The following is a 17151-nucleotide window of genomic DNA, read 5'->3' on the forward strand; positions in this document are numbered from 1 at the left end:
TGTCATGAGCTTCGTGCGGCATTTCTTCATCGCCCTGCAGTTCTTCACGCGTATACCGGTGACCGGTGCGCTGGCGGCCTGGGTGGGCTTTTCGCCCGCCATGCTGCGGGCCAGCGCGGCGCACTTTCCCGGCGTGGGATGGGTGGTGGGACTGTTGTCGGCGGCGGTGTTCTGGGCCTTGATGCAGGGCTTGCCGGCACAGCCGGCGACGCCTTGGGTGGCGGCCGTGCTCAGCACCGTGTTCAGCGTCCTGCTCACCGGCGCGTTTCACGAGGATGGCCTGGCCGACACCGCCGACGGACTGGGCGGCGGGCTGACACGGGAGCGGGCCCTGGAGATCATGAAGGACTCGCGCATCGGCAGCTACGGCTCGGTGGCGCTGGTGCTGGCCTTGCTGTCCAAGGTGGCCATCCTGGCCTTGCTGGCCCAGACCTCGGCCTGGCTGGCGGTGCTGGCCTTGCTGGGTGCCCACGTCACATCACGTTTCATGCCCCTGCTGGTCATCCTGACGCTGCCCCATGTGGGCGACACGCCGCAATCCAAGTCCAAACCGCTGGCCGAGAGCATCAGCGTGTCGGGACTGCTGGCCGGGCTGGCCTGGTGGTTGCCGGTGCTGGCCTTGCTCTGGTGGTTGCAGCCAGGTGCGCACTGGCTGGGGGCGGTGGCTGGCGCCTTGCTGGGTCTGGGCTGGATGTGGCGTTTGCTGCACCGGCGTCTTCAGGGCTTCACCGGCGACGGTCTCGGTGGCACGCAACAGGTCTGCGAAATCGGCTTCTATCTGGGTCTGGCCCTGGCGGTGGGGCAGGGCGGCGCATGAAACTGTGGCTGCTGCGGCATGCCCGGGTACAGCTGCCCGACGGCCTGTGCTACGGCGGCAGTGATGTCCCCGCGGATCCGGACCTGACGCTTGATGCAGCCCGGCACTGGACGGCCCGATTGCCGGTCGGAGCCATCTGGCGTGTGTCGGCACTGGGCCGGGCACAGCAGCTGGCCGATGCGCTGCGTGCGCTGCGAGAGGACATCCCCCAAGCCACCGTGGATGAGCGCCTGAACGAAATGCACTTCGGCCGCTGGGAGCTGCAGCCCTGGGACAGCATTCCTCGCCCGGCCTTCGATGAATGGATGGCCGACTTCGCGCATCACCGGTTTGGCGGTGTCGAATCCACACAGATGCTGCTCGATCGCGTGGCCGTGGCCCTGCAGGAGCTCAAGGCCGCAGAACCGGCGCATGCCGTGTGGGTCACCCATGCGGGCGTGATCCGTGCAGTGAGCTACATCGTCCAGGGTGGCGCCATGCCGATTCCCGATGTGGGACAGTGGCCTCGCGAGGCTCCCTTGCCCGGCGGAGGCGTGTGTCTGGATATCTGAGCGCCGGGTGCGGTACAACATGGGCATGAGCACCGACACGCAAGCCACGGCACCATGGTCGCTGGCCCGCATGAAGGCCGTGGCACTGGCCCTGCTGCTGGCCGCGGCCGGCACCTACGTGCTGGCCACGATGATGGAACACCGGCATCCCGCCTGGGGATATGTGGCTGCGGCGGCTGAGGCCGCGATGGTCGGTGCCCTGGCCGACTGGTTTGCGGTCGTGGCCCTGTTCCGGCATCCGCTGGGCTTGCCCATTCCGCACACCGCCATCATCGCCGCGAACAAGGACCGGCTGGGCACGCGCCTGGCAATGTTTCTCGATCAGCACTTCCTGACCGGAGATCGCGTCGATGCCGCGCTCTCGCGCTGGGACACGGTCGGTGATCTGACCCGCTGGCTGGACCTGCCGGAGCACCGCCGCAAGTTGACCGCCTGGGTGTGCGACGCGGTCCCGGACCTGCTGGCCGCCATCGACCAGGCCCCCATGCGCCAGTGGGTGTCCAGTCTGGCACGCCGCCTTCTGCGGGAGGTCGATGTGGCCACGCTGGGTGGCCAGGCCCTGCTGGCCCTGACCGAGCACCGGCACCATCAGCGCTGGCTGGATGGCCTGCTGGGCGAGCTGGCCGCATGGGCTGCCCGCGACAGCGTGCAGGAGCGGTTGACCGATGCCATGGCGCGCGAACTGTCCAAGCTGAAGTACGTCGGGCTCGACCAGGTGGCGGCCCGTCTGGCGACCCGCAAACTGGTCTCGGCCCTGACCCGCATGCTGCAGGAGGTGGCCGAGGATCCCCAGCATGAATGGCGGCTGCGTTTTGACGCCTGGATGGCCCAGACGGCCGAACGGCTTCAGCACGATCCCGAGTGGCAGGCGCAGGCCCGGACATGGCGCGATGCCTGGCTCGCCCAGCCCCGCTGGGAGGAGCCGGTCCAGGCCTGGTGGCATGAGCTGATGCAGCGGCTGCGCGACGATGCCCGCCAGCCCGACAGCCGCCTGCAAGTCCATGTGGAGACGGTCCTGGGCGGGCTGACCCGCCAGCTGGCGCAGGACGCGGCGCTGCGCGACGGGCTGAACCGGCAGGTGCGACAGGCCATTCTGTCCGTGCTCGACCGCAGCCGCCCGGCCATCGTGGACTTCGTGGCCGAGCGCGTGCACGCCTGGGATGCGCAGGAGATGAGTGATGTGCTGGAGGCCGGCATCGGTCGTGACCTGCAGTTCATCCGCATCAACGGCACCCTGGTGGGCGGCCTCGTCGGCCTGCTGCTGCACGCAGCCACGCAGGCCTGGTTGCGCTGAGCGCGGCTCAGCCCGGTGTCTTGTGGCGGAAGTTGCAGGCCGAAGACACCGCGCACTGCGCACACAGGGGCTTGCGCGCCTGGCACACATAGCGCCCGTGCAGGATCAGCCAGTGGTGCGCGTCGACCAGGTACTTGGCCGGTATCCGCCGCAACAGGGCCTGTTCCACCGCCAGTGGCGTCTTGCCCGGCGCCAGGCCCGTGCGATTGCCCAGGCGGAAGATGTGCGTGTCCACCGCCATGGTCGGTTCACCGAAGGCCACGTTCAGGACGACGTTGGCGGTCTTTCGGCCCACCCCGGGCAGCGCCTCGAGGGCCTCGCGCGACCGAGGCACCTCGCCGCCGTGGCGCTCCACCAGGATGCGGCAGGTTTCCATCAGGTGCTTCGCCTTGCTGCGGTACAGCCCGATGGTCTTGATGTAGCTCTCCAGACCCTCAAGGCCCAGGGCCAGGATTTTCTGCGGTGTGTTGGCCACCGGAAACAGCCGGCGCGTGGCCTTGTTGACGCCCACGTCCGTGGCTTGCGCCGACAGCAGCACGGCGGTCAGCAATTCGAACACGCTGGTGTATTCGAGCTCGGTCACCGGCAGCGGATTGGCCGCCTGCAGGGTGGCAAAAAAGGCCTCGATCTGGGCCGTGGTCATGGGCTTGGCGTCGGTCATGGCCGGTGGGTGGTCGTGGAGCGGTGTGGCAAGTCTAGCGGCCGCGCCGGCAGCGCACGAATCCTGCGCACAAATTGGCGACAATGGCAGATTGTCGATTTCCCTGAACCGCACACGGACGCCGCCATGCCCTTCACCACGCCCTTTGCCGACCGCCTCAACAACGTCGAGACCTCTGCCATCCGCGAGCTGTTCAAGCTGCTGGGCAAACCCGGCATCATCAGCTTTGCCGGTGGTTTTCCCGACAGCGCCCTGTTCGATGTGGATGGCATCCGCGAGGCGGTCAACGCCGCCCTGACCGAAGAAGCCGGCGCAGCCCTGCAGTACGGTGCCACCGAGGGCTACCAGCCCCTGCGCGAGCAGCTGGCGGCGTTCATGGCCAGCAAGGGCAACCAGGGCGTGGGTGCCAATGACCTCATCGTGACCACCGGCAGCCAGCAGGCGCTGGACCTGCTGGGCAAGACCCTGGTCTCGCCCGGTGACAAGGTGATTGTCGAGGGGCCAACCTTCCTGGCCACCATCCAGTGCTTCCGCCTTTATGGCGCCGATCTGGTCACGGCCCCGGTCGATGGCGATGGTGTGCAGACCGACGCGCTGGAGCGCCTCATCGTCGAGCACAAGCCCAAGTTCATCTACCTGATTCCCACCTTCGGCAACCCCAGCGGTGCGATGCTCAGCCTGGAGCGCCGCAAGCGGGTGCTGGAACTGGCGGTGCAGCACCAGGTGCTGGTGGTCGAGGACGATCCCTACGGTGACCTGTACTTCGGCGAAGCCCCGCCGCCCAGCCTGCTGGCCCTGTCCGCTCAGGTCCCCGGCAGCCGGGACCACCTGGTGCACTGCGGCAGCCTGTCCAAGGTGCTGAGTCCTGGCCTGCGCGTGGGCTGGATGGTGGGCCCGGCCGAGCTGCTGGCCAAGGCCACCATGTGCAAGCAGTTCAGCGACGCCCACACCAGCACCTTTGCCCAGGCGACGGCCGCCCAGTACCTCAAGGCGGGCCGCATGCCCGCCACCCTGGCCAAGGTGCGTGCGGTCTACGCCGAACGCGCCGCCGCCATGGGCGATGCATTGCGCAGCGATCTGGGCGACGCCATCAGTTTCGTGCAGCCGCAGGGGGGGCTGTTCGTCTGGGCCCGTCTGACGGGCGCTGGCGGAAAGACGGCCGATGGTGGCCAGCTGGCCAAGCGGGCCATTGACCAGGGCGTGGCCTTTGTACCCGGTGCGCCGTTCTATACGAACCACCCGGACCACGCCACCCTGCGCCTGAGCTTCGCCACCGTCGGCGTGGATCGCATCCGCGAAGGCGTGGCCCGTCTCAAGGCAGCGCTCTGACCGAAGTCGGCTTGGGAGCGTGACGCAGGGACAGGCGCCTGGCCCTGCGGCCACCGGGCCTGGTCAGAACCGGTGACGGATACCCACCGAAAAGTTCTTGCCCGTGCCCACGCCGTCGAGCTTGTCGCTCATCAGCACGCCATAGAGTTCGGTGCGCTTGGACAGGTTGTGCAGATAGCCCGTGCTGAACGTGGTGCGATCGGCACCCGCATCGGGCGACAGGCGACCCAGCTGCGCGACGACGGCACCTTTGCCCACGGGAACCCGGGCGCCGAAGCCGATGATGTCGTAGCCAGTGTCCTTGGACTTGTTGTCCACCGTGCCCAGCTGAGCGTACAGCTTGGCCACGCCCAGGTCGTAGGCGGCGCCGGCCTGCACCGTGCGGGTGTTGTCGATGGCGCTGCTGGCGCCGTCCTTCTTCACATCCTGATAGACCAGCGCGGCCGACAGCGGACCTGCGCTGTAACCCAGGTTCACGCCCACGTTGCGGCCGTCGGTGGCGGCGTCCGTGGTCTTGAAGGCCGCCGATGCGCCGAACCGGAAGCCACCAATGGATGGGCTGGCGTACACCACCGAATCGCTCCATCCGGTGTCACCGGTGGTCGTACCGCTGGTGAAGTAATGGCGGATGCTGGGGGAATAGCCGAACGAGTCGCCCAGCGCGTTGAACATCAGCGTGGAGACGAACAGGGCGGTGGTGTTGCGGCCGAACGTGACCGTGCCCAGGCTGTTGCTGGACAGGCCCACGGAGGCAGAGCGCGAGAACATCGGATCGCCATCGAAGCGGCCCGTGGCACCCGTGGTCACGCGCACGAAGCTTTCCAGCTTGAACACGGCAGAGACACCGCCACCAAGGTCCTCCTTGCCGCCCATGCCCCAGTAGCTGGTGGTCAGCTTGCCGCTGTCGGCGGCGTTGACGGCCTTTCCGCCGGGAGCCTGCGTGCGGCCGACACTCATGTCGACCAGACCGTAAAGGGACACCGAACTTTGGGCGTGTGCTGAAACACCGGCAAACGCGAGGGCAGCGGCGACGGCCAGGCGGGACGAGCGGGGAAGGGACATGAAGCGACTCCAGTAGCGATAAGGAAAGGACGAGCGCCTGCAGAGACAGGACTGTCCAACCCTTACGCAATCCCCGTGCCACATCTTGTGACAACTTGGCGGGCCTCCAAGGCTCATCGCGGGCACCTGACAAGTGCGCGACCTGCCTTGTCCTGGTGCGCGCTACCATCCCTGCTCAAATCTCCGCACACGAGGAAGCCCATGAGCGTGCATCGCATCGACATTGAAGGTCTGTCCGTGACCATGGAAGGCGAGGGGCCGGTGGTCGTGTTTCTCCACGGGTGGCCCGATTCGCCGGCGTTGTGGAACGGCACGGTGGCTGCGTTGTCCGACCGCTATCGCTGTGTCCGCTTCGCCTTGCCCGGCTATGACCTGGGCAAGCCCCCGCGGCCGGTCAGCGTCGACGAAATGTGTCACCTGGTGTGCGCCGTGGTGGATGCGGTGAGCCCCGGGGAGCCCGTGATCCTCGTCCTGCACGACTGGGGCTGCTTCTTCGGGTACGAATTCGCTGCCCGCCACCCGGCGCGGGTGTCGCGCGTGGTGGGGGCCGACATCGGGGACACCAATTCCGGGGCTTACCTGTCTGCGCTGTCGCTACGGGAAAAGCTGTACATCGCCGGCTACCAGCTGTGGCTGGCCATGGCCTGGAAGCTGGGCGCATGGTGGCCGGGTCTGGCCAATCGGCTCACCCGCTTCATGGCCAGGACCATCGGTTGTCGCACCGATCCTTCATCGATCGGCTGGCAGATGAACTACCCCTACGCCATGCAGTGGTTCAAGGCCTTTGGCGGATTGCGCGGCGTGGCCCGCGTGGACAAGGTGTTCGGCCCCCGGATCCCGATCCTGTTTTTCTATGGCCGGCGCAAGCCCTTCATGTTCCACTCCAAGCGCTGGCTCGCGGCGCTGGAGAACACCCCCGGAAGTGCCGTCCGGGGCCTGGATGCCGGGCACTGGCTGATGCTGCAGAAGCCCGCCGAGTTTAACGGGGCAGTGCGGCAGTGGCTCGATGAAGGGCGCCTCGGATGAAGCCGGAGGACCTGGAACGCCTGCTGACCGTGCAGATGCCTTTCGGCAAACACAAGGGCACGGTGATTGCTGACCTGCCGGGCAACTACCTCAACTGGTTTGCCCGCGAAGGCTTTCCGGCGGGTGACATCGGTCGCTTGCTGCAGCTGATGCACGAGATCGACCACAACGGTCTGGGTGATCTGCTCAAACCCCTGCGGGCACGCCTACGCTGAGTCGCCGGCGGGCGTGGAGGTGTTCGCCATGAGTGCCTGATGCACGAGAGCGGCCGCCCATGCATCGTTGGCTGCATACAGGATCTGCCCGTCGCTCAGTTGCCGGGCTGCCCAGTTGGAAGTGGCCGCCTTCTTCGATTTCGCAAACCGCTGGCCGAACAGCACGGCCACCGCTGCCTTCACGCCCATGTCCTTTCGATAGCCCTTCTCCCGAAAGACGTGGTTCAGGTCCAGCACCTTGGCCGCGGACACCCCCAGTTTGGCCATGATGCGCTGGCGGTCGTCGCGCAGCCCGAAACCGGCCTTGGTGTGTCCCTCATGCCCCAGCAACTGCGCAACCACGTCACGGCACCCGGGGTCGTGCAGTTGAAACACCCAGGCGCGATCGCTGGTCGCCAGCTGAACCACATGAGGGCCGTCGGACACCTGATCCTTCAAGAAGGTGGGCCTGCTTTCGGTGTCAAAGCCCCAGTGCGGGTGGTCCCGCAGCGCCGCAGCCGCCTCTCGGGCCCCCTGCGCGTTGTTGACCAGCGTGATCCGGTCCAGGCCCAGCAGTGGGAAGGCCGGCAGGGAGGCGATCTCGTCCTTGTTCGGGGTCGGCAGGTGCGGGCGCGGGGTCATGTGGGGTCTTGGCGGACAATGATCCATTGTGCAACGCCCGACCGCCCGTCGTTGCTGGACGAGCCCATCCTGCCCGCATGACCTATACCCTCAAACTTTACGTCCCTGATGGATCTTCGACCGCCGAGCGTGCGGCCGCCGAGCGGCGCTTTCGCCTGGCGCTGGAAGCATCCCTGGGGGATGCTGCCCTGGTGGTACCCGTCCACGCCGCTGTCCAGCGCCTTCAGGCCTTGCACGGCGAGCAACCCGATCCCGAGGCCCTGACGCTGGACGAACGCACCGTGCTGGAGTTGTGGCAGCAGGCAGAGTCGGCCGCGCTGGAGGCGGTCTGGGGCCCCCATCGGCATCTGGACGAGGGTGGCTATCAAATCGTGCCGGATGCCTGAGAGCTTTGGGTGGCCCACAGGGCAGGGTGGTTGATAATCCCGGCTCCGGTCACCGTCCTTCCTGGGCGCACCACCCCCGCAAGGACATCCCCATGAGAAAAACCTACGCCCTTCGCCCCGAGGGCAAGCATCCCGATCGCGTACTGGATGCGGTCAAACACGACATCCGCCGATACATGCGCCGTGAGCGGCGCCGTGACTTGCCGGCGGGTGCCGATTTCTGGGACTTTGACTGCCGCTTTGGTGCCGACAAGGACAGCGCCCAGATCCTGCATCCTGGCGAGCTCATCAGCCGGCTGGACACGCTGGCCCAGGAGGGCGCCCTCCAGTGCTACGTGGAGCTGCTGGCCAAGCCCGCCCAGCGTCAGCCGCGGGTGGCAGGTGCCCCGTGGGCAGACGCCGAGGCAGCCGATCCCGTCGACGACTGAGCCGCAGCGGCGGCCGCTGCTGCCGCCCTGAGTTTGTCCTTCTTGCTGGGGCGCTTACCCTTGATGCCGCCACCGCCCGGCGCGGGTTCCGGCACGGGCTCCGTGGTCTCGAAGCCAGGCAGTTGCTCCAGCGGTATCTGCAGATTCAGCCGCTTGGCAATGAGGGACCATTGCGGCAGCATGGCCGGTGTCACCAGGGTGATGGCCAGACCCGCCATACCGGCCCGGCCCGTGCGGCCAATCCGGTGGGTGTGGTCCACCGCAGAGCGTGGCACATCGAAGTTCACCACCACGGGCAGCTGGTCGATGTGCAGGCCACGGGCCGCCAGGTCGGTGGTCACGACCACATCCCAGCGGCCTTCCTTGAACTCCCGCAGCGTCTGCTGGCGGGCCCCCTGGCTCAAGCCGCCATGAAAAGAGGTCGCGTAGCACTCATCCCGGTGAAGCTTGCGGGCCAGATGATCGGCAGCGTACTGGGTGGCGACAAAGACAAGCACCTGCGGCCATCGCTCCTGTGTCATCAGGTGACGCAACAACACAGCCCGCCGGACGCCATCGACCAGAATGGCGCGCTGCCGGATGGGCTCATCGGTCTCGCTTTCCGATTCATTCATGGCGACCTGCACCGGTGAGCGCATCATCGTGGTGGCCAGGTGTTGGAGGGCTGGCGGGAAGGTGGCGGAGAACATCAGGGTCTGCCGCTGGGCGGGCAGCAAGCCCATGACCTCACGCAGCTCGTCGGCAAAACCCAGGTCCAGCAGACGGTCGGCTTCATCCAGCACCACATGGGCCACCGCATCCAGGCGCAGGGCGTTGTGCCGCACCAGGTCCAGCAGACGCCCCGGCGTGGCCACCACCAGATCCGCCCCTCCACGCAGGGCCATCATCTGGGGGTTGATCGATACGCCGCCAGCCGCCACCACCACGCGTGGCGGGTGGGGCAGCGCGCGCTTGAGTGCATCGAGCAGCTCGCCCACCTGATGAGCCAGTTCACGCGTGGGCACCACCACCAGGGCTGCTGTGCGACGGGGGCCCCTGGGCGGGGGCCGGTGGAGCAGCTGTTGCAGCAGGGGAAGGGCATAGGCGGCGGTCTTGCCGCTGCCGGTGCGTGCCGTGGCCAGCAGGTCGTCACCGCGCAGCGCCACCGGGAGCGCTTCACGCTGGATGTCGTTGGGGTTCTTGATGCCCAGCGTGGCGGCGGCAGTGGCCAAAGAGGGCGACAGCCCCAGGGATTCAAACGTCATGGCAGGTTCCGGTGTCCGTCATCGGGCGCCTTGCCAGATGCTGGGGCTTGGTGAAAACTCAGCGCAGCACTTCCAGCAGGCGATCCAGCCCACCTTCGTTGATGGCCACCATGGCCTGGGCACGCACCTTGGGCTTGGCGTGATAGGCCACCGACAGGCCTGCCGCACCCATCATGGGCAGGTCGTTGGCGCCATCGCCCATGGCGATGCACTGCGAAGGCTCGATACCCAGCAGCGATGCCACTTCCAGCAGGGTTCGGCGCTTCTCGGCGCCATCGCAGATGTCCCCCCAGGGCTGGTCGACCATGTGGCCAGTCAGCTCACCGCAGTTGGGGCCGCTCCTGACCTCCAGCACGTTGGCGCGCACGAAGTCGATGCCCAGCGTGTCCCGCACGCGATGCGCAAAGAACGTGAAACCGCCAGACACCAGCAAGACCTTCAGACCGGCGGTCTTGCAGGCGCGGATCAGCTCAGCCGCGCCAGGATTGATGCGCATGCGCTCGACGTACACCTGCTCCATGTCGGCCACAGTAACCCCTCTGAGCAGGGCCACGCGGCGGCGAAGGCTTTCCTTGTAGTCGGCGATCTCGCCACGCATGGCGGCCTCGGTGATCGCAGCCACTTCGTCCTTGCGACCCACGGCATCGGCGATCTCGTCCACGCACTCGATGCTGATGAGCGTCGAGTCCATGTCGAAGGCGATCAGTTTGAAATCCTGCAGGCGCAGGGGGGGCGTGAAACCCTGGACCACGAGGCCGGGTGCAAATTCGGTGGCGGAAGTCATCCCGCGATTATTGCGGATGCACTGGCGGCGGCAGCAAGGCACCCAGTGCGGCCTCGGCTTGCAGCAGGGGGACATGACCGGCCATCACCAGCTGGGCCAGGCCGTGCACCGTGCCCCACAAGGCGGTAGCGATCGGTTCCGGGTCGCCAGGCGGCAGCGCGCCAACCTGCTGTGCCTCTTGCACGCAACGGGCCAACAGGGCTTCGTTGTCGGCAATCAGCGGGGCCATGTCCTCCGCGGGGGCGCCGGGCTGGCAGTACTGGGGGTCGAACACCAATGCAAAGGCATGGGGTTCGTTCGCGGCGAAGCGCACATAGGCATGGCCCAGCGCCAGCAGACGCTCGCGCGGCGCGTCCTGTGCCTGAGCCGCCGCGCATTGCGCCTGAAGCAGGCGTCGCATGGCCTCCACGCCGACAGCCCGGATCAGACCTTGCCGATCCGTGAAGTAGTGGTAGGGCGCCGTGTGGCTGACCTGGGCAGCCCGGGCCACTTCCCGCAGGCTCAACTGCGATGCGGGTGTGTCGGTCAGCATGCCCATGGCCGCCTCCAGAAGGGCCTGACGCAGGTTGCCGTGGTGGTAGGGACGTGGTGGTGCAGCGGATCTTGACACAGGAAAGATTCTAGCGGAGACTCCAGTTTTCGATGTTGACAATGTAAAGATAACGGAAAGGCAGGTGTGTCATGGCGGATGTGCTCATCATTGACGGCCACCCCGATCCCTCATCCCTGTGTGCGGCGCTGGCGCAAAGCCACGCCGAAGGGCTGAGGGCTGGCGGGGCCAGGGTGGAGGTGCTGGCGCTGCGCGACCTGCACTTTGACCCCATTCTGCGGGTGGGCTATCACGAGCACCAGTCCCTGGAGCCAGATCTGCAGCGTGCCCAATCCCTGATCGCCGGCGCCAGGCGCCTGGTGGTTGTCACCCCGGTCTGGTGGGGCTCCATGCCGGCCTTGCTCAAGGGCTTCTTCGATCGCACTCTGGAGCGGGGCTGGGCCTTCCGCTACAAACCCAACGGCATGCCCGAGGGGCTGCTGGCCGGGCGCAGCGCCCGGGTCATCATGACCACCGATTCGCCGGGCTTCTATCTCCGTTTCATCCAGGGCGACCCCACCGCCAATTCGCTGGTGCGAAGCACCCTGAAGTTCTGCGGACTCAAGCCGGTGGACATGACCCGCATCGGCCCGGTGCACAAGTCCAGCGCCGCGCAACGGGAGAGTTGGCTGGCGCAGGTGAGGGCGCAGGGGCAGACCGATGCCGCACGCCTTCCCGCAGCGCAAGCCAGTCTGGCAGCATCGCGCTGAGGGGCTTTCAGTGCTGCGCAGGTGTGGCCACCACCTGGCTCAGTGCACCCACCTGCTTGCGCAGGTCGCCTCCCACCAGGTCGGCGACCGACTGGCTGTCGCTGGTGGCGGTTAAGCCCGCCGCCTGCAGCCTGGCTTTCACCTCCTCGGTGCTCGTGCCGGCCACCTGGGCCAGTACGGTGATGGGCGCCTGTGCCAGCGCCCGCACCGGCGGTGCGAACCCGGGTTCGCCGCCACTGCCCCCTGCGGGAATGAAGCTCAGTGCCAGGATCAAGGCCATGGATCCCATCACCCAGCGGCCAGTCGTCTGGGTGAAGTAGCGCTTGAACGCCGTGACATTGAGCAGCACGTGCAGGCCGACGCCGATCACCATGGCCCAGCTCAGCCACTCGTGCACCGTCTTGTTCAGGCCGCTGTCCAGATGGAAGAACATCAGCACACCCGTGACGGCACTGATCAGGAAAGCACCGATCACCAGCGGGGTGATCCAGGGGCGGTGGGGGTTCAGGTTCATGGTTTCTGCTCCTTCTGTGTCGATGCCGCTATGCTGCGGACCTGACATGAAGTTTCGTCACCCGAACGTGAACGGCACGTGAACGCGCTGTCCTACTGCTCCTCTTTTTGATGCAGATCAAGAGGTGGCTGCGGTTGGCTCCGTCCGGATGGGCTGTCCCAGCGCCTTGAGCACATCCCGCACCATCTGCACCCGGTCCTTCACATCGGGCAGGGCGCGTTCGATGCGCAACTTCTCGTTGCCCGCCAGCTTGATGTGCTTGTTTTTCTGGATCAGCTCGATGATGCGCATGGGCTCCACCGGCGGGTTGGGGCGGAAGCTGATGTTGATGACCCCCGGTGCGGCATCCACCTTGACCACGCCGTAGGGTTGCGAGATCACCCGCAACCGGTGCACGTCGATCAGCGTCTGCGCCTGCGGCGGCAACTTGCCGAAGCGGTCCACGATCTCCTCCAGCAGGCTGTCCACCTGGTCGGTGGTCTTCGCGGTGGCCAGCTTCTTGTAGAAAGACAGGCGCAGGTGCACGTCGCCGCAGTAGTCATTGGGCAGCAGGGCCGGCGAATGCAGGTTGATGTCGGTCGTCACCGACAGGGGGGACAGCAGGTCCGGTTCACGCCCGGCCTTGAGCGACTTCACCGCCTCGGACAACATTTCGTTGTAAAGCTGGAAGCCCACTTCCAGCATGTTGCCGCTCTGGTTTTCGCCCAGTACCTCGCCGGCACCGCGAATTTCCAGGTCGTGCATGGCCAGGTAGAAGCCGCTGCCCAGTTCTTCCATCTGCTGGATCGCGTCCAGCCGCTGGGCCGCCTGCTTGGTCAGGCCCTCGATCTCGGGTACCAGCAGGTAGGCGTAGGCCTGGTGATGGCTGCGCCCCACGCGGCCGCGCAGCTGGTGCAGCTGGGCCAGACCGAATTTGTCGGCCCGGGCCATCACGATGGTGTTGGCTGTCGGCACGTCAATGCCGGTTTCGATGATGGTCGAACACAGCAGCAGGTTGAAGCGCTGGGCCACAAAGTCGCGCATTACCCGCTCCAGTTCGCGCTCGGGCATCTGGCCGTGGGCCACACCAATGCGCGCCTCGGGCAGCAGCTTCTCCAGCGCCTGCCGGCGGTTCTCCATGGTCTCCACCTCGTTGTGCAGGAAATAGACCTGCCCCCCGCGCTTGAGCTCGCGCAGCACCGCCTCGCGGATCACGCCGTTGCCCTCGTTGCGCACAAAGGTCTTGATGGCCAGCCGGCGCTGCGGTGCGGTGGCGATGACCGACAGGTCACGCAGCCCTTCCAGCGCCATGCCCAGGGTTCGCGGGATGGGGGTGGCGGTCAGGGTGAGCACATCCACCTCGGCACGCAACTGCTTCATCGCTTCCTTGTGGCGCACGCCAAAGCGGTGTTCCTCGTCGATGATCAGCAGGCCCAGGTTCTTGAACTGGGTCTTCTCGGACAGCAGCTTGTGCGTGCCGACCACGATGTCCACGCTGCCATCGCTGATGCCCTTCATGGCGGCCGTGATCTCCTTCTGCGAGCGGAAGCGGCTCATCTCGGCGACCTTCACCGGCCACTTGGCGAAGCGGTCGACCAGGGTCTGGTAGTGCTGTTCGGCCAGCAGCGTGGTCGGCGCCAGAAACGCCACCTGCTTGCCCCCGGTGACCGCGACAAACGCGGCGCGCAGAGCGACCTCGGTCTTGCCGAAACCCACGTCGCCGCAGACCAGGCGGTCCATGGGCTGGGGGCTGATCATGTCCTGGATGACCGCGTGGATCGCGGCCTTCTGGTCCGCGGTTTCCTCAAAGCCGAAGTCGTTCGCAAACTGCTCGTAGTCCTGGGCACTGAAGCGGAAGGCATGGCCCTGTCGTGCCGCGCGGCGTGCATAGATGTTCAGCAGCTCGGCCGCGGCATCGCGGACCTGCTCCGCCGCCTTGCGCTTGGCCTTCTCCCACTGGCCGCTGCCCAGCTTGTGCAGTGGCGCCTCGTCCGCACTCACGCCGGTGTATCGCCCGATCAGTTGCAGCTGGCTTACCGGCACATACAGCACCGCCTTGTCGGCGTACTCCAGGTGCAGGAACTCCTGCAGCAGAGGGCTGCCGTCCGGATTCTTTTCCCCCATGTCCAGGTTCACCAGGCCCCGGTATCGGCCGATGCCATGCTGGGTGTGCACCACCGGGTCGCCCACGTTGAGCTCGCTCAGGTCCTTGATCAGCGCATCGACATCGCTGACCTGTTCCTGCTTCTTGCGTCGGCGGGTGGTGGGTCCGGCAGCAAACAGCTCGGTCTCGGTGACCAGATCGACCGCTTCTTCCTGCCAGGCAAATCCGCTGGTCAGCGCAGCCGTCGCCATGCCGACCTTTTCCTCGCTGCCCAGGAAATCGCCGAGCGAGTCGAACACTGGCGGGTTCAGACCGCTGGCACGCAGGAAGTCCAGCAGGCTCTCGCGGCGGCCATCGCTCTCGGCCAGCAGCAGCAAGCGGTGAGGGCTCTGGCGCAGGTGCGCCTGCAGCCGTGCCAGCGGGTCCTCGGCGCCCCGTACCACCGTCAGGTCGGGCAGCTTCTGTGCAAAAGCGTTGTCGGCGATGTCTTCGACCGCTGGCCGCACGGCCAGCTGCGCGTGGGTGTTGGCCAGTGCATAGAACTGCTCGGCCGACAGGAACAGGCTCTCGGGCGGCAGGGCCGGACGTTCGGGATCGCCCTTGATCACCCGGTAGCGGTCCTGCGTGTCCTGCCAGAAGCGCTGGAAGGCCGGCTCCAGATCGCCGTGCAGCACCACGGTGGCCTGCCCGCCCAGGTAGTCGAAGACGGTGGCCGTCTCGTCAAAGAACAGGGGCAGGTAGTACTCGATACCGGCGGTGGCGACGCCGTTGCCCATGTCCTTGTAGATGCGGCTCTTGGTCGGGTCGCCTTCCAGCAGTTCGCGCCAGCGGCTGCGAAAGCGCGCTCGGGCCGCTTCGTCCATGGGGAACTCACGGCCGGGCAGCAGCCGGACCTCGGGTACGGGGTAAAGGCTTCGCTGGCTGTCGGGGTCGAAGGTCCGGATGCTGTCAATCTCGTCATCGAACAGGTCGACGCGGTAGGGCACGGGCGAGCCCATGGGGAAGAGGTCGATCAGACCCCCGCGCACCGCGTATTCGCCAGGGCTGACGACCTGCGTGACGTGGTTGTATCCCGCCAGGGTCAGCTGCCCCTTGAGCTTGGCCTCGTCGAGTTTCTGCTTGACCTTGAAATGAAAGGTGTAGCCCGCCAGGAAGGAGGGCGGTGCCAGCCGGTACAGCGCGGTGGTGGCCGGCACCAGCACCACATCGGCCCCGGTCTCCTTGTCGTGCTGCTGGATGCGCCACAGGGTGGCCAGACGCTCGCTGATCAGGTCCTGGTGCGGCGAGAAGCTGTCGTAGGGCAGCGTCTCCCAATCCGGAAACAGTGCACAGCGCAGCTCCGGCGCAAAAAACGCCATTTCGTCCAGCAGGCGCTGCGCATCGGTGGCGTCTGCGGTCACGATGGCAGTGGAACGGCCGGCATCCTTTTCGCGGCGTGCCAGGCGCGCCAGCAGCAGGGCGTCGGCGGCGCCGGCGGGGCGGGGCAGGGCGAAACGTTTGCCGGGGATCAGCTTGGGCAGGTCCATGGGTGCGTGCGTGAATGACGAAAACCCCCCGTCCGTCGTGGGCGGGGGGTGAGTATCAAGATTTTAGAATGCGGGTCATACCATGACCGATCACTCCGACATTGCCACCCGTCCCACCACACGCTGCCATGCGCTGATTCCCTGCGCCGGGACGGGATCCCGGGCCGGATCCCTTCTGCCCAAGCAATACCAGCCACTGCTCGACGTGCCGCTGGTCCTGCACACCCTGGGTGCCTTTCGGGCCTGTTCGCGCATCGACTTGGTGCTGGTGGTGCTGGCGCCTGGCGACCGGTTTCTGGCCGTGGATGACTCGCACATCGCCCTGGCGCACGTGGGTGGCGCTTCACGTGCCGAGTCGGTCTTCAACGGGCTGACGCACCTACTGGCACAGGGGGCAAGTCCGCAGGACTGGGTACTGGTCCATGACGCTGCCCGTTGCCTGATCACGCCGCGCCAGATCGATGCCTTGCTTGATGCGTGCCTGGACGACCCGGTCGGTGGTCTCCTGGCCTTGCCTTTGCCGGATACCCTCAAGGCCTCGATCGATGGCCGGGTGTCGGCCACGGTCGATCGCAGCGACAAATGGCTGGCCCAGACCCCACAGATGTTCCGCATCGGTGCCTTGCGCCAGGCGCTGCAGGCACATGCCGCCACCGGCTTTTCCGGCATCACCGACGAAGCCAGTGCCATGGAGCTGGCCGGGCACGCACCCCGTCTGGTGCCGGGCAGTGCGGCCAATTTCAAAGTGACCTATCCCGAAGACTTCGCCTTGGCCGAAGCCATCCTCCGGAGCCGTACATGACCACTGCCGTCTTTCCCCTGCGCATTGGCGAGGGCTGGGATGTCCACGCCCTGGTGCCGGGTCGTCCACTCGTCATCGGGGGAGTCCACATTCCACATCACATGGGGCTGCTCGGCCACTCGGACGCCGATGTGCTGCTGCATGCCATCACCGATGCCATGCTGGGAGCAGCCGGACTCGGAGACATCGGGCGGCATTTTCCGGATACCGACGAGCGCTTTCGGGGTGCCGACTCGGCTGTGCTGCTGGCCGAGGCCGCGCGCCGCGTACGCGAAGCGGGCTTCGAGATTGGCAACGTCGATTCGACCGTGACTGCGCAGGCACCCAAGCTCGCCCCACACATTCCCGGCATGGTGGCGCGCATCGCGCAGGTGCTGGGCGTCGCGCCGGCCATGGTCAACGTCAAGGCCAAGACCGCGGAACGGCTCGGTCCGGTCGGGCAGGGTCTGTCGATCGAGGCGCGCGCGGTGGTCCTGCTGGCCTTGCGAGCCTGAACCCAACCCTGCCTT

19 protein-coding genes are annotated in these 17151 nt (G+C 66.6%); 11 read left to right on the forward strand and 8 right to left on the reverse strand.

Annotated elements, in window-relative coordinates; translation table 11 throughout:
- Positions 1 to 4 precede the first annotated feature (4 nt).
- Genes ACFQNJ_RS07760 through ACFQNJ_RS07770 form a run of 3 tightly spaced genes read left to right on the forward strand, consistent with a single transcriptional unit; the run spans position 5 to position 2662 of the window.
- Entirely contained in the window at positions 5 to 817 is an 813-nt protein-coding gene (locus ACFQNJ_RS07760; protein WP_382255715.1) for an adenosylcobinamide-GDP ribazoletransferase, read from the forward strand.
- Positions 814 to 1368: a histidine phosphatase family protein gene (locus tag ACFQNJ_RS07765; protein ID WP_382255718.1), complete on the forward strand. Its 555-nt coding sequence runs from the start codon at positions 814 to 816 to the stop codon at positions 1366 to 1368. The genes ACFQNJ_RS07760 and ACFQNJ_RS07765 overlap by 4 nt, the downstream gene beginning before the upstream one ends.
- Before the next feature lie 25 nt (positions 1369 to 1393).
- Positions 1394 to 2662, forward strand: a complete 1269-nt coding sequence (locus ACFQNJ_RS07770; protein ID WP_382255721.1) for a DUF445 domain-containing protein — start codon at positions 1394 to 1396, stop codon at positions 2660 to 2662.
- A gap of 7 nt (positions 2663 to 2669) precedes the next feature.
- Here ACFQNJ_RS07770 and nth read toward each other — a convergent pair whose 3' ends face one another.
- Positions 2670 to 3305 (reverse strand): endonuclease III, encoded by a 636-nt coding sequence (gene nth, locus ACFQNJ_RS07775; RefSeq protein WP_382256039.1) that lies wholly within the window; start codon positions 3303 to 3305, stop codon positions 2670 to 2672.
- A gap of 144 nt (positions 3306 to 3449) precedes the next feature.
- On the opposite strand from nth, the gene ACFQNJ_RS07780 reads away from it, so the two are divergent.
- The gene (locus tag ACFQNJ_RS07780) at positions 3450 to 4652 is read left to right on the forward strand and encodes an aminotransferase-like domain-containing protein (RefSeq protein WP_382255723.1); all 1203 of its coding nucleotides are present in this window, start codon (positions 3450 to 3452) and stop codon (positions 4650 to 4652) included.
- A 63-nt stretch (positions 4653 to 4715) separates the two neighbouring features.
- On the opposite strand, the gene ACFQNJ_RS07785 is transcribed toward ACFQNJ_RS07780, so the two are convergent.
- Positions 4716 to 5714 carry a porin gene (locus ACFQNJ_RS07785; protein WP_382255725.1) on the reverse strand — a complete coding sequence of 333 codons (999 nt, stop codon included), beginning with the start codon at positions 5712 to 5714 and terminating at the stop codon, positions 4716 to 4718.
- A gap of 201 nt (positions 5715 to 5915) precedes the next feature.
- On the opposite strand from ACFQNJ_RS07785, the gene ACFQNJ_RS07790 reads away from it, so the two are divergent.
- Both ACFQNJ_RS07790 and ACFQNJ_RS07795 read left to right on the forward strand, forming a co-directional pair.
- The gene (locus ACFQNJ_RS07790) at positions 5916 to 6740 is read left to right on the forward strand and encodes an alpha/beta fold hydrolase (RefSeq protein WP_382255728.1); all 825 of its coding nucleotides are present in this window, start codon (positions 5916 to 5918) and stop codon (positions 6738 to 6740) included.
- On the forward strand, positions 6737 to 6955 hold the full coding sequence (locus tag ACFQNJ_RS07795) for a DUF3820 family protein (RefSeq protein WP_374640447.1): 219 nt from the start codon (positions 6737 to 6739) through the stop codon (positions 6953 to 6955). The genes ACFQNJ_RS07790 and ACFQNJ_RS07795 overlap by 4 nt, the downstream gene beginning before the upstream one ends.
- On the opposite strand, the gene ACFQNJ_RS07800 is transcribed toward ACFQNJ_RS07795, so the two are convergent.
- A complete protein-coding gene (locus ACFQNJ_RS07800) occupies positions 6947 to 7576 on the reverse strand; it encodes a 3'-5' exonuclease (RefSeq protein WP_382255731.1) in 630 nt (209 codons plus the stop codon). The two genes, ACFQNJ_RS07795 and ACFQNJ_RS07800, sit on opposite strands and share 9 nt — an antisense overlap.
- 77 nt (positions 7577 to 7653) lie before the next feature.
- On the opposite strand from ACFQNJ_RS07800, the gene ACFQNJ_RS07805 reads away from it, so the two are divergent.
- Entirely contained in the window at positions 7654 to 7962 is a 309-nt protein-coding gene (locus tag ACFQNJ_RS07805) for a hypothetical protein (RefSeq protein ID WP_374640449.1), read from the forward strand.
- A gap of 92 nt (positions 7963 to 8054) precedes the next feature.
- Positions 8055 to 8390, forward strand: coding sequence for a DUF6172 family protein (locus tag ACFQNJ_RS07810; protein ID WP_382255734.1), 336 nt, complete (start codon positions 8055 to 8057; stop codon positions 8388 to 8390).
- Here the strand turns inward: ACFQNJ_RS07810 and ACFQNJ_RS07815 are convergent.
- The 3 genes from ACFQNJ_RS07815 to ACFQNJ_RS07825 are packed head-to-tail and all read right to left on the reverse strand — an operon-like array spanning position 8327 to position 11028.
- Positions 8327 to 9634 carry a DEAD/DEAH box helicase gene (locus ACFQNJ_RS07815; protein ID WP_382255737.1) on the reverse strand — a complete coding sequence of 436 codons (1308 nt, stop codon included), beginning with the start codon at positions 9632 to 9634 and terminating at the stop codon, positions 8327 to 8329. The genes ACFQNJ_RS07810 and ACFQNJ_RS07815 overlap by 64 nt on opposite strands.
- Before the next feature lie 58 nt (positions 9635 to 9692).
- On the reverse strand, positions 9693 to 10418 hold the full coding sequence (gene serB, locus ACFQNJ_RS07820; RefSeq protein WP_382255740.1) for a phosphoserine phosphatase SerB: 726 nt from the start codon (positions 10416 to 10418) through the stop codon (positions 9693 to 9695).
- Between the two features lie 7 nt (positions 10419 to 10425).
- Positions 10426 to 11028: a TetR/AcrR family transcriptional regulator gene (locus ACFQNJ_RS07825; protein WP_382255743.1), complete on the reverse strand. Its 603-nt coding sequence runs from the start codon at positions 11026 to 11028 to the stop codon at positions 10426 to 10428.
- A 71-nt stretch (positions 11029 to 11099) separates the two neighbouring features.
- Here ACFQNJ_RS07825 and ACFQNJ_RS07830 point away from each other — a divergent pair, with 71 nt between their 5' ends.
- The gene (locus ACFQNJ_RS07830; protein ID WP_374640454.1) at positions 11100 to 11717 is read left to right on the forward strand and encodes an NAD(P)H-dependent oxidoreductase; all 618 of its coding nucleotides are present in this window, start codon (positions 11100 to 11102) and stop codon (positions 11715 to 11717) included.
- A 7-nt stretch (positions 11718 to 11724) separates the two neighbouring features.
- Here ACFQNJ_RS07830 and ACFQNJ_RS07835 read toward each other — a convergent pair whose 3' ends face one another.
- Positions 11725 to 12231, reverse strand: coding sequence for a DUF4405 domain-containing protein (locus ACFQNJ_RS07835; RefSeq protein WP_382255746.1), 507 nt, complete (start codon positions 12229 to 12231; stop codon positions 11725 to 11727).
- A gap of 117 nt (positions 12232 to 12348) precedes the next feature.
- The gene (gene mfd, locus ACFQNJ_RS07840; RefSeq protein ID WP_382255748.1) at positions 12349 to 15840 is read right to left on the reverse strand and encodes a transcription-repair coupling factor; all 3492 of its coding nucleotides are present in this window, start codon (positions 15838 to 15840) and stop codon (positions 12349 to 12351) included.
- A gap of 82 nt (positions 15841 to 15922) precedes the next feature.
- Between mfd and ispD the strand changes: the two genes are divergently transcribed.
- Both ispD and ispF read left to right on the forward strand, forming a co-directional pair.
- Positions 15923 to 16642, forward strand: a complete 720-nt coding sequence (gene ispD, locus ACFQNJ_RS07845) for a 2-C-methyl-D-erythritol 4-phosphate cytidylyltransferase (protein ID WP_382255751.1) — start codon at positions 15923 to 15925, stop codon at positions 16640 to 16642.
- Positions 16639 to 17136 (forward strand): 2-C-methyl-D-erythritol 2,4-cyclodiphosphate synthase, encoded by a 498-nt coding sequence (gene ispF / locus ACFQNJ_RS07850; protein WP_382255754.1) that lies wholly within the window; start codon positions 16639 to 16641, stop codon positions 17134 to 17136. The genes ispD and ispF overlap by 4 nt, the downstream gene beginning before the upstream one ends.
- Positions 17137 to 17151: the final 15 nt, after the last annotated feature.

The sequence above is a fragment of the Hydrogenophaga bisanensis genome, assembly GCF_042665135.1.
Classification (GTDB): domain Bacteria; phylum Pseudomonadota; class Gammaproteobacteria; order Burkholderiales; family Burkholderiaceae_C; genus Hydrogenophaga; species Hydrogenophaga bisanensis.

Coding starts and splice junctions, on each gene's coding strand:
- ACFQNJ_RS07795 (WP_374640447.1), top strand. CDS start 6,737: ATGAAGCCGGAGGACCTGGAACGCCTGCTGACCGTGCAGATGCCTTTC.
- ACFQNJ_RS07760 (WP_382255715.1), top strand. CDS start 5: ATGAGCTTCGTGCGGCATTTCTTCATCGCCCTGCAGTTCTTCACGCGT.
- ACFQNJ_RS07805 (WP_374640449.1), top strand. CDS start 7,654: ATGACCTATACCCTCAAACTTTACGTCCCTGATGGATCTTCGACCGCC.
- ACFQNJ_RS07790 (WP_382255728.1), top strand. CDS start 5,916: ATGAGCGTGCATCGCATCGACATTGAAGGTCTGTCCGTGACCATGGAA.
- ispF (WP_382255754.1), top strand. CDS start 16,639: ATGACCACTGCCGTCTTTCCCCTGCGCATTGGCGAGGGCTGGGATGTC.
- nth (WP_382256039.1), bottom strand. CDS start 3,305: ATGACCACGGCCCAGATCGAGGCCTTTTTTGCCACCCTGCAGGCGGCC.
- ACFQNJ_RS07785 (WP_382255725.1), bottom strand. CDS start 5,714: ATGTCCCTTCCCCGCTCGTCCCGCCTGGCCGTCGCCGCTGCCCTCGCG.
- mfd (WP_382255748.1), bottom strand. CDS start 15,840: ATGGACCTGCCCAAGCTGATCCCCGGCAAACGTTTCGCCCTGCCCCGC.
- ACFQNJ_RS07770 (WP_382255721.1), top strand. CDS start 1,394: ATGAGCACCGACACGCAAGCCACGGCACCATGGTCGCTGGCCCGCATG.
- ACFQNJ_RS07830 (WP_374640454.1), top strand. CDS start 11,100: ATGGCGGATGTGCTCATCATTGACGGCCACCCCGATCCCTCATCCCTG.
- ACFQNJ_RS07810 (WP_382255734.1), top strand. CDS start 8,055: ATGAGAAAAACCTACGCCCTTCGCCCCGAGGGCAAGCATCCCGATCGC.
- serB (WP_382255740.1), bottom strand. CDS start 10,418: ATGACTTCCGCCACCGAATTTGCACCCGGCCTCGTGGTCCAGGGTTTC.
- ACFQNJ_RS07815 (WP_382255737.1), bottom strand. CDS start 9,634: ATGACGTTTGAATCCCTGGGGCTGTCGCCCTCTTTGGCCACTGCCGCC.
- ispD (WP_382255751.1), top strand. CDS start 15,923: ATGACCGATCACTCCGACATTGCCACCCGTCCCACCACACGCTGCCAT.
- ACFQNJ_RS07765 (WP_382255718.1), top strand. CDS start 814: ATGAAACTGTGGCTGCTGCGGCATGCCCGGGTACAGCTGCCCGACGGC.
- ACFQNJ_RS07800 (WP_382255731.1), bottom strand. CDS start 7,576: ATGACCCCGCGCCCGCACCTGCCGACCCCGAACAAGGACGAGATCGCC.
- ACFQNJ_RS07835 (WP_382255746.1), bottom strand. CDS start 12,231: ATGAACCTGAACCCCCACCGCCCCTGGATCACCCCGCTGGTGATCGGT.
- ACFQNJ_RS07780 (WP_382255723.1), top strand. CDS start 3,450: ATGCCCTTCACCACGCCCTTTGCCGACCGCCTCAACAACGTCGAGACC.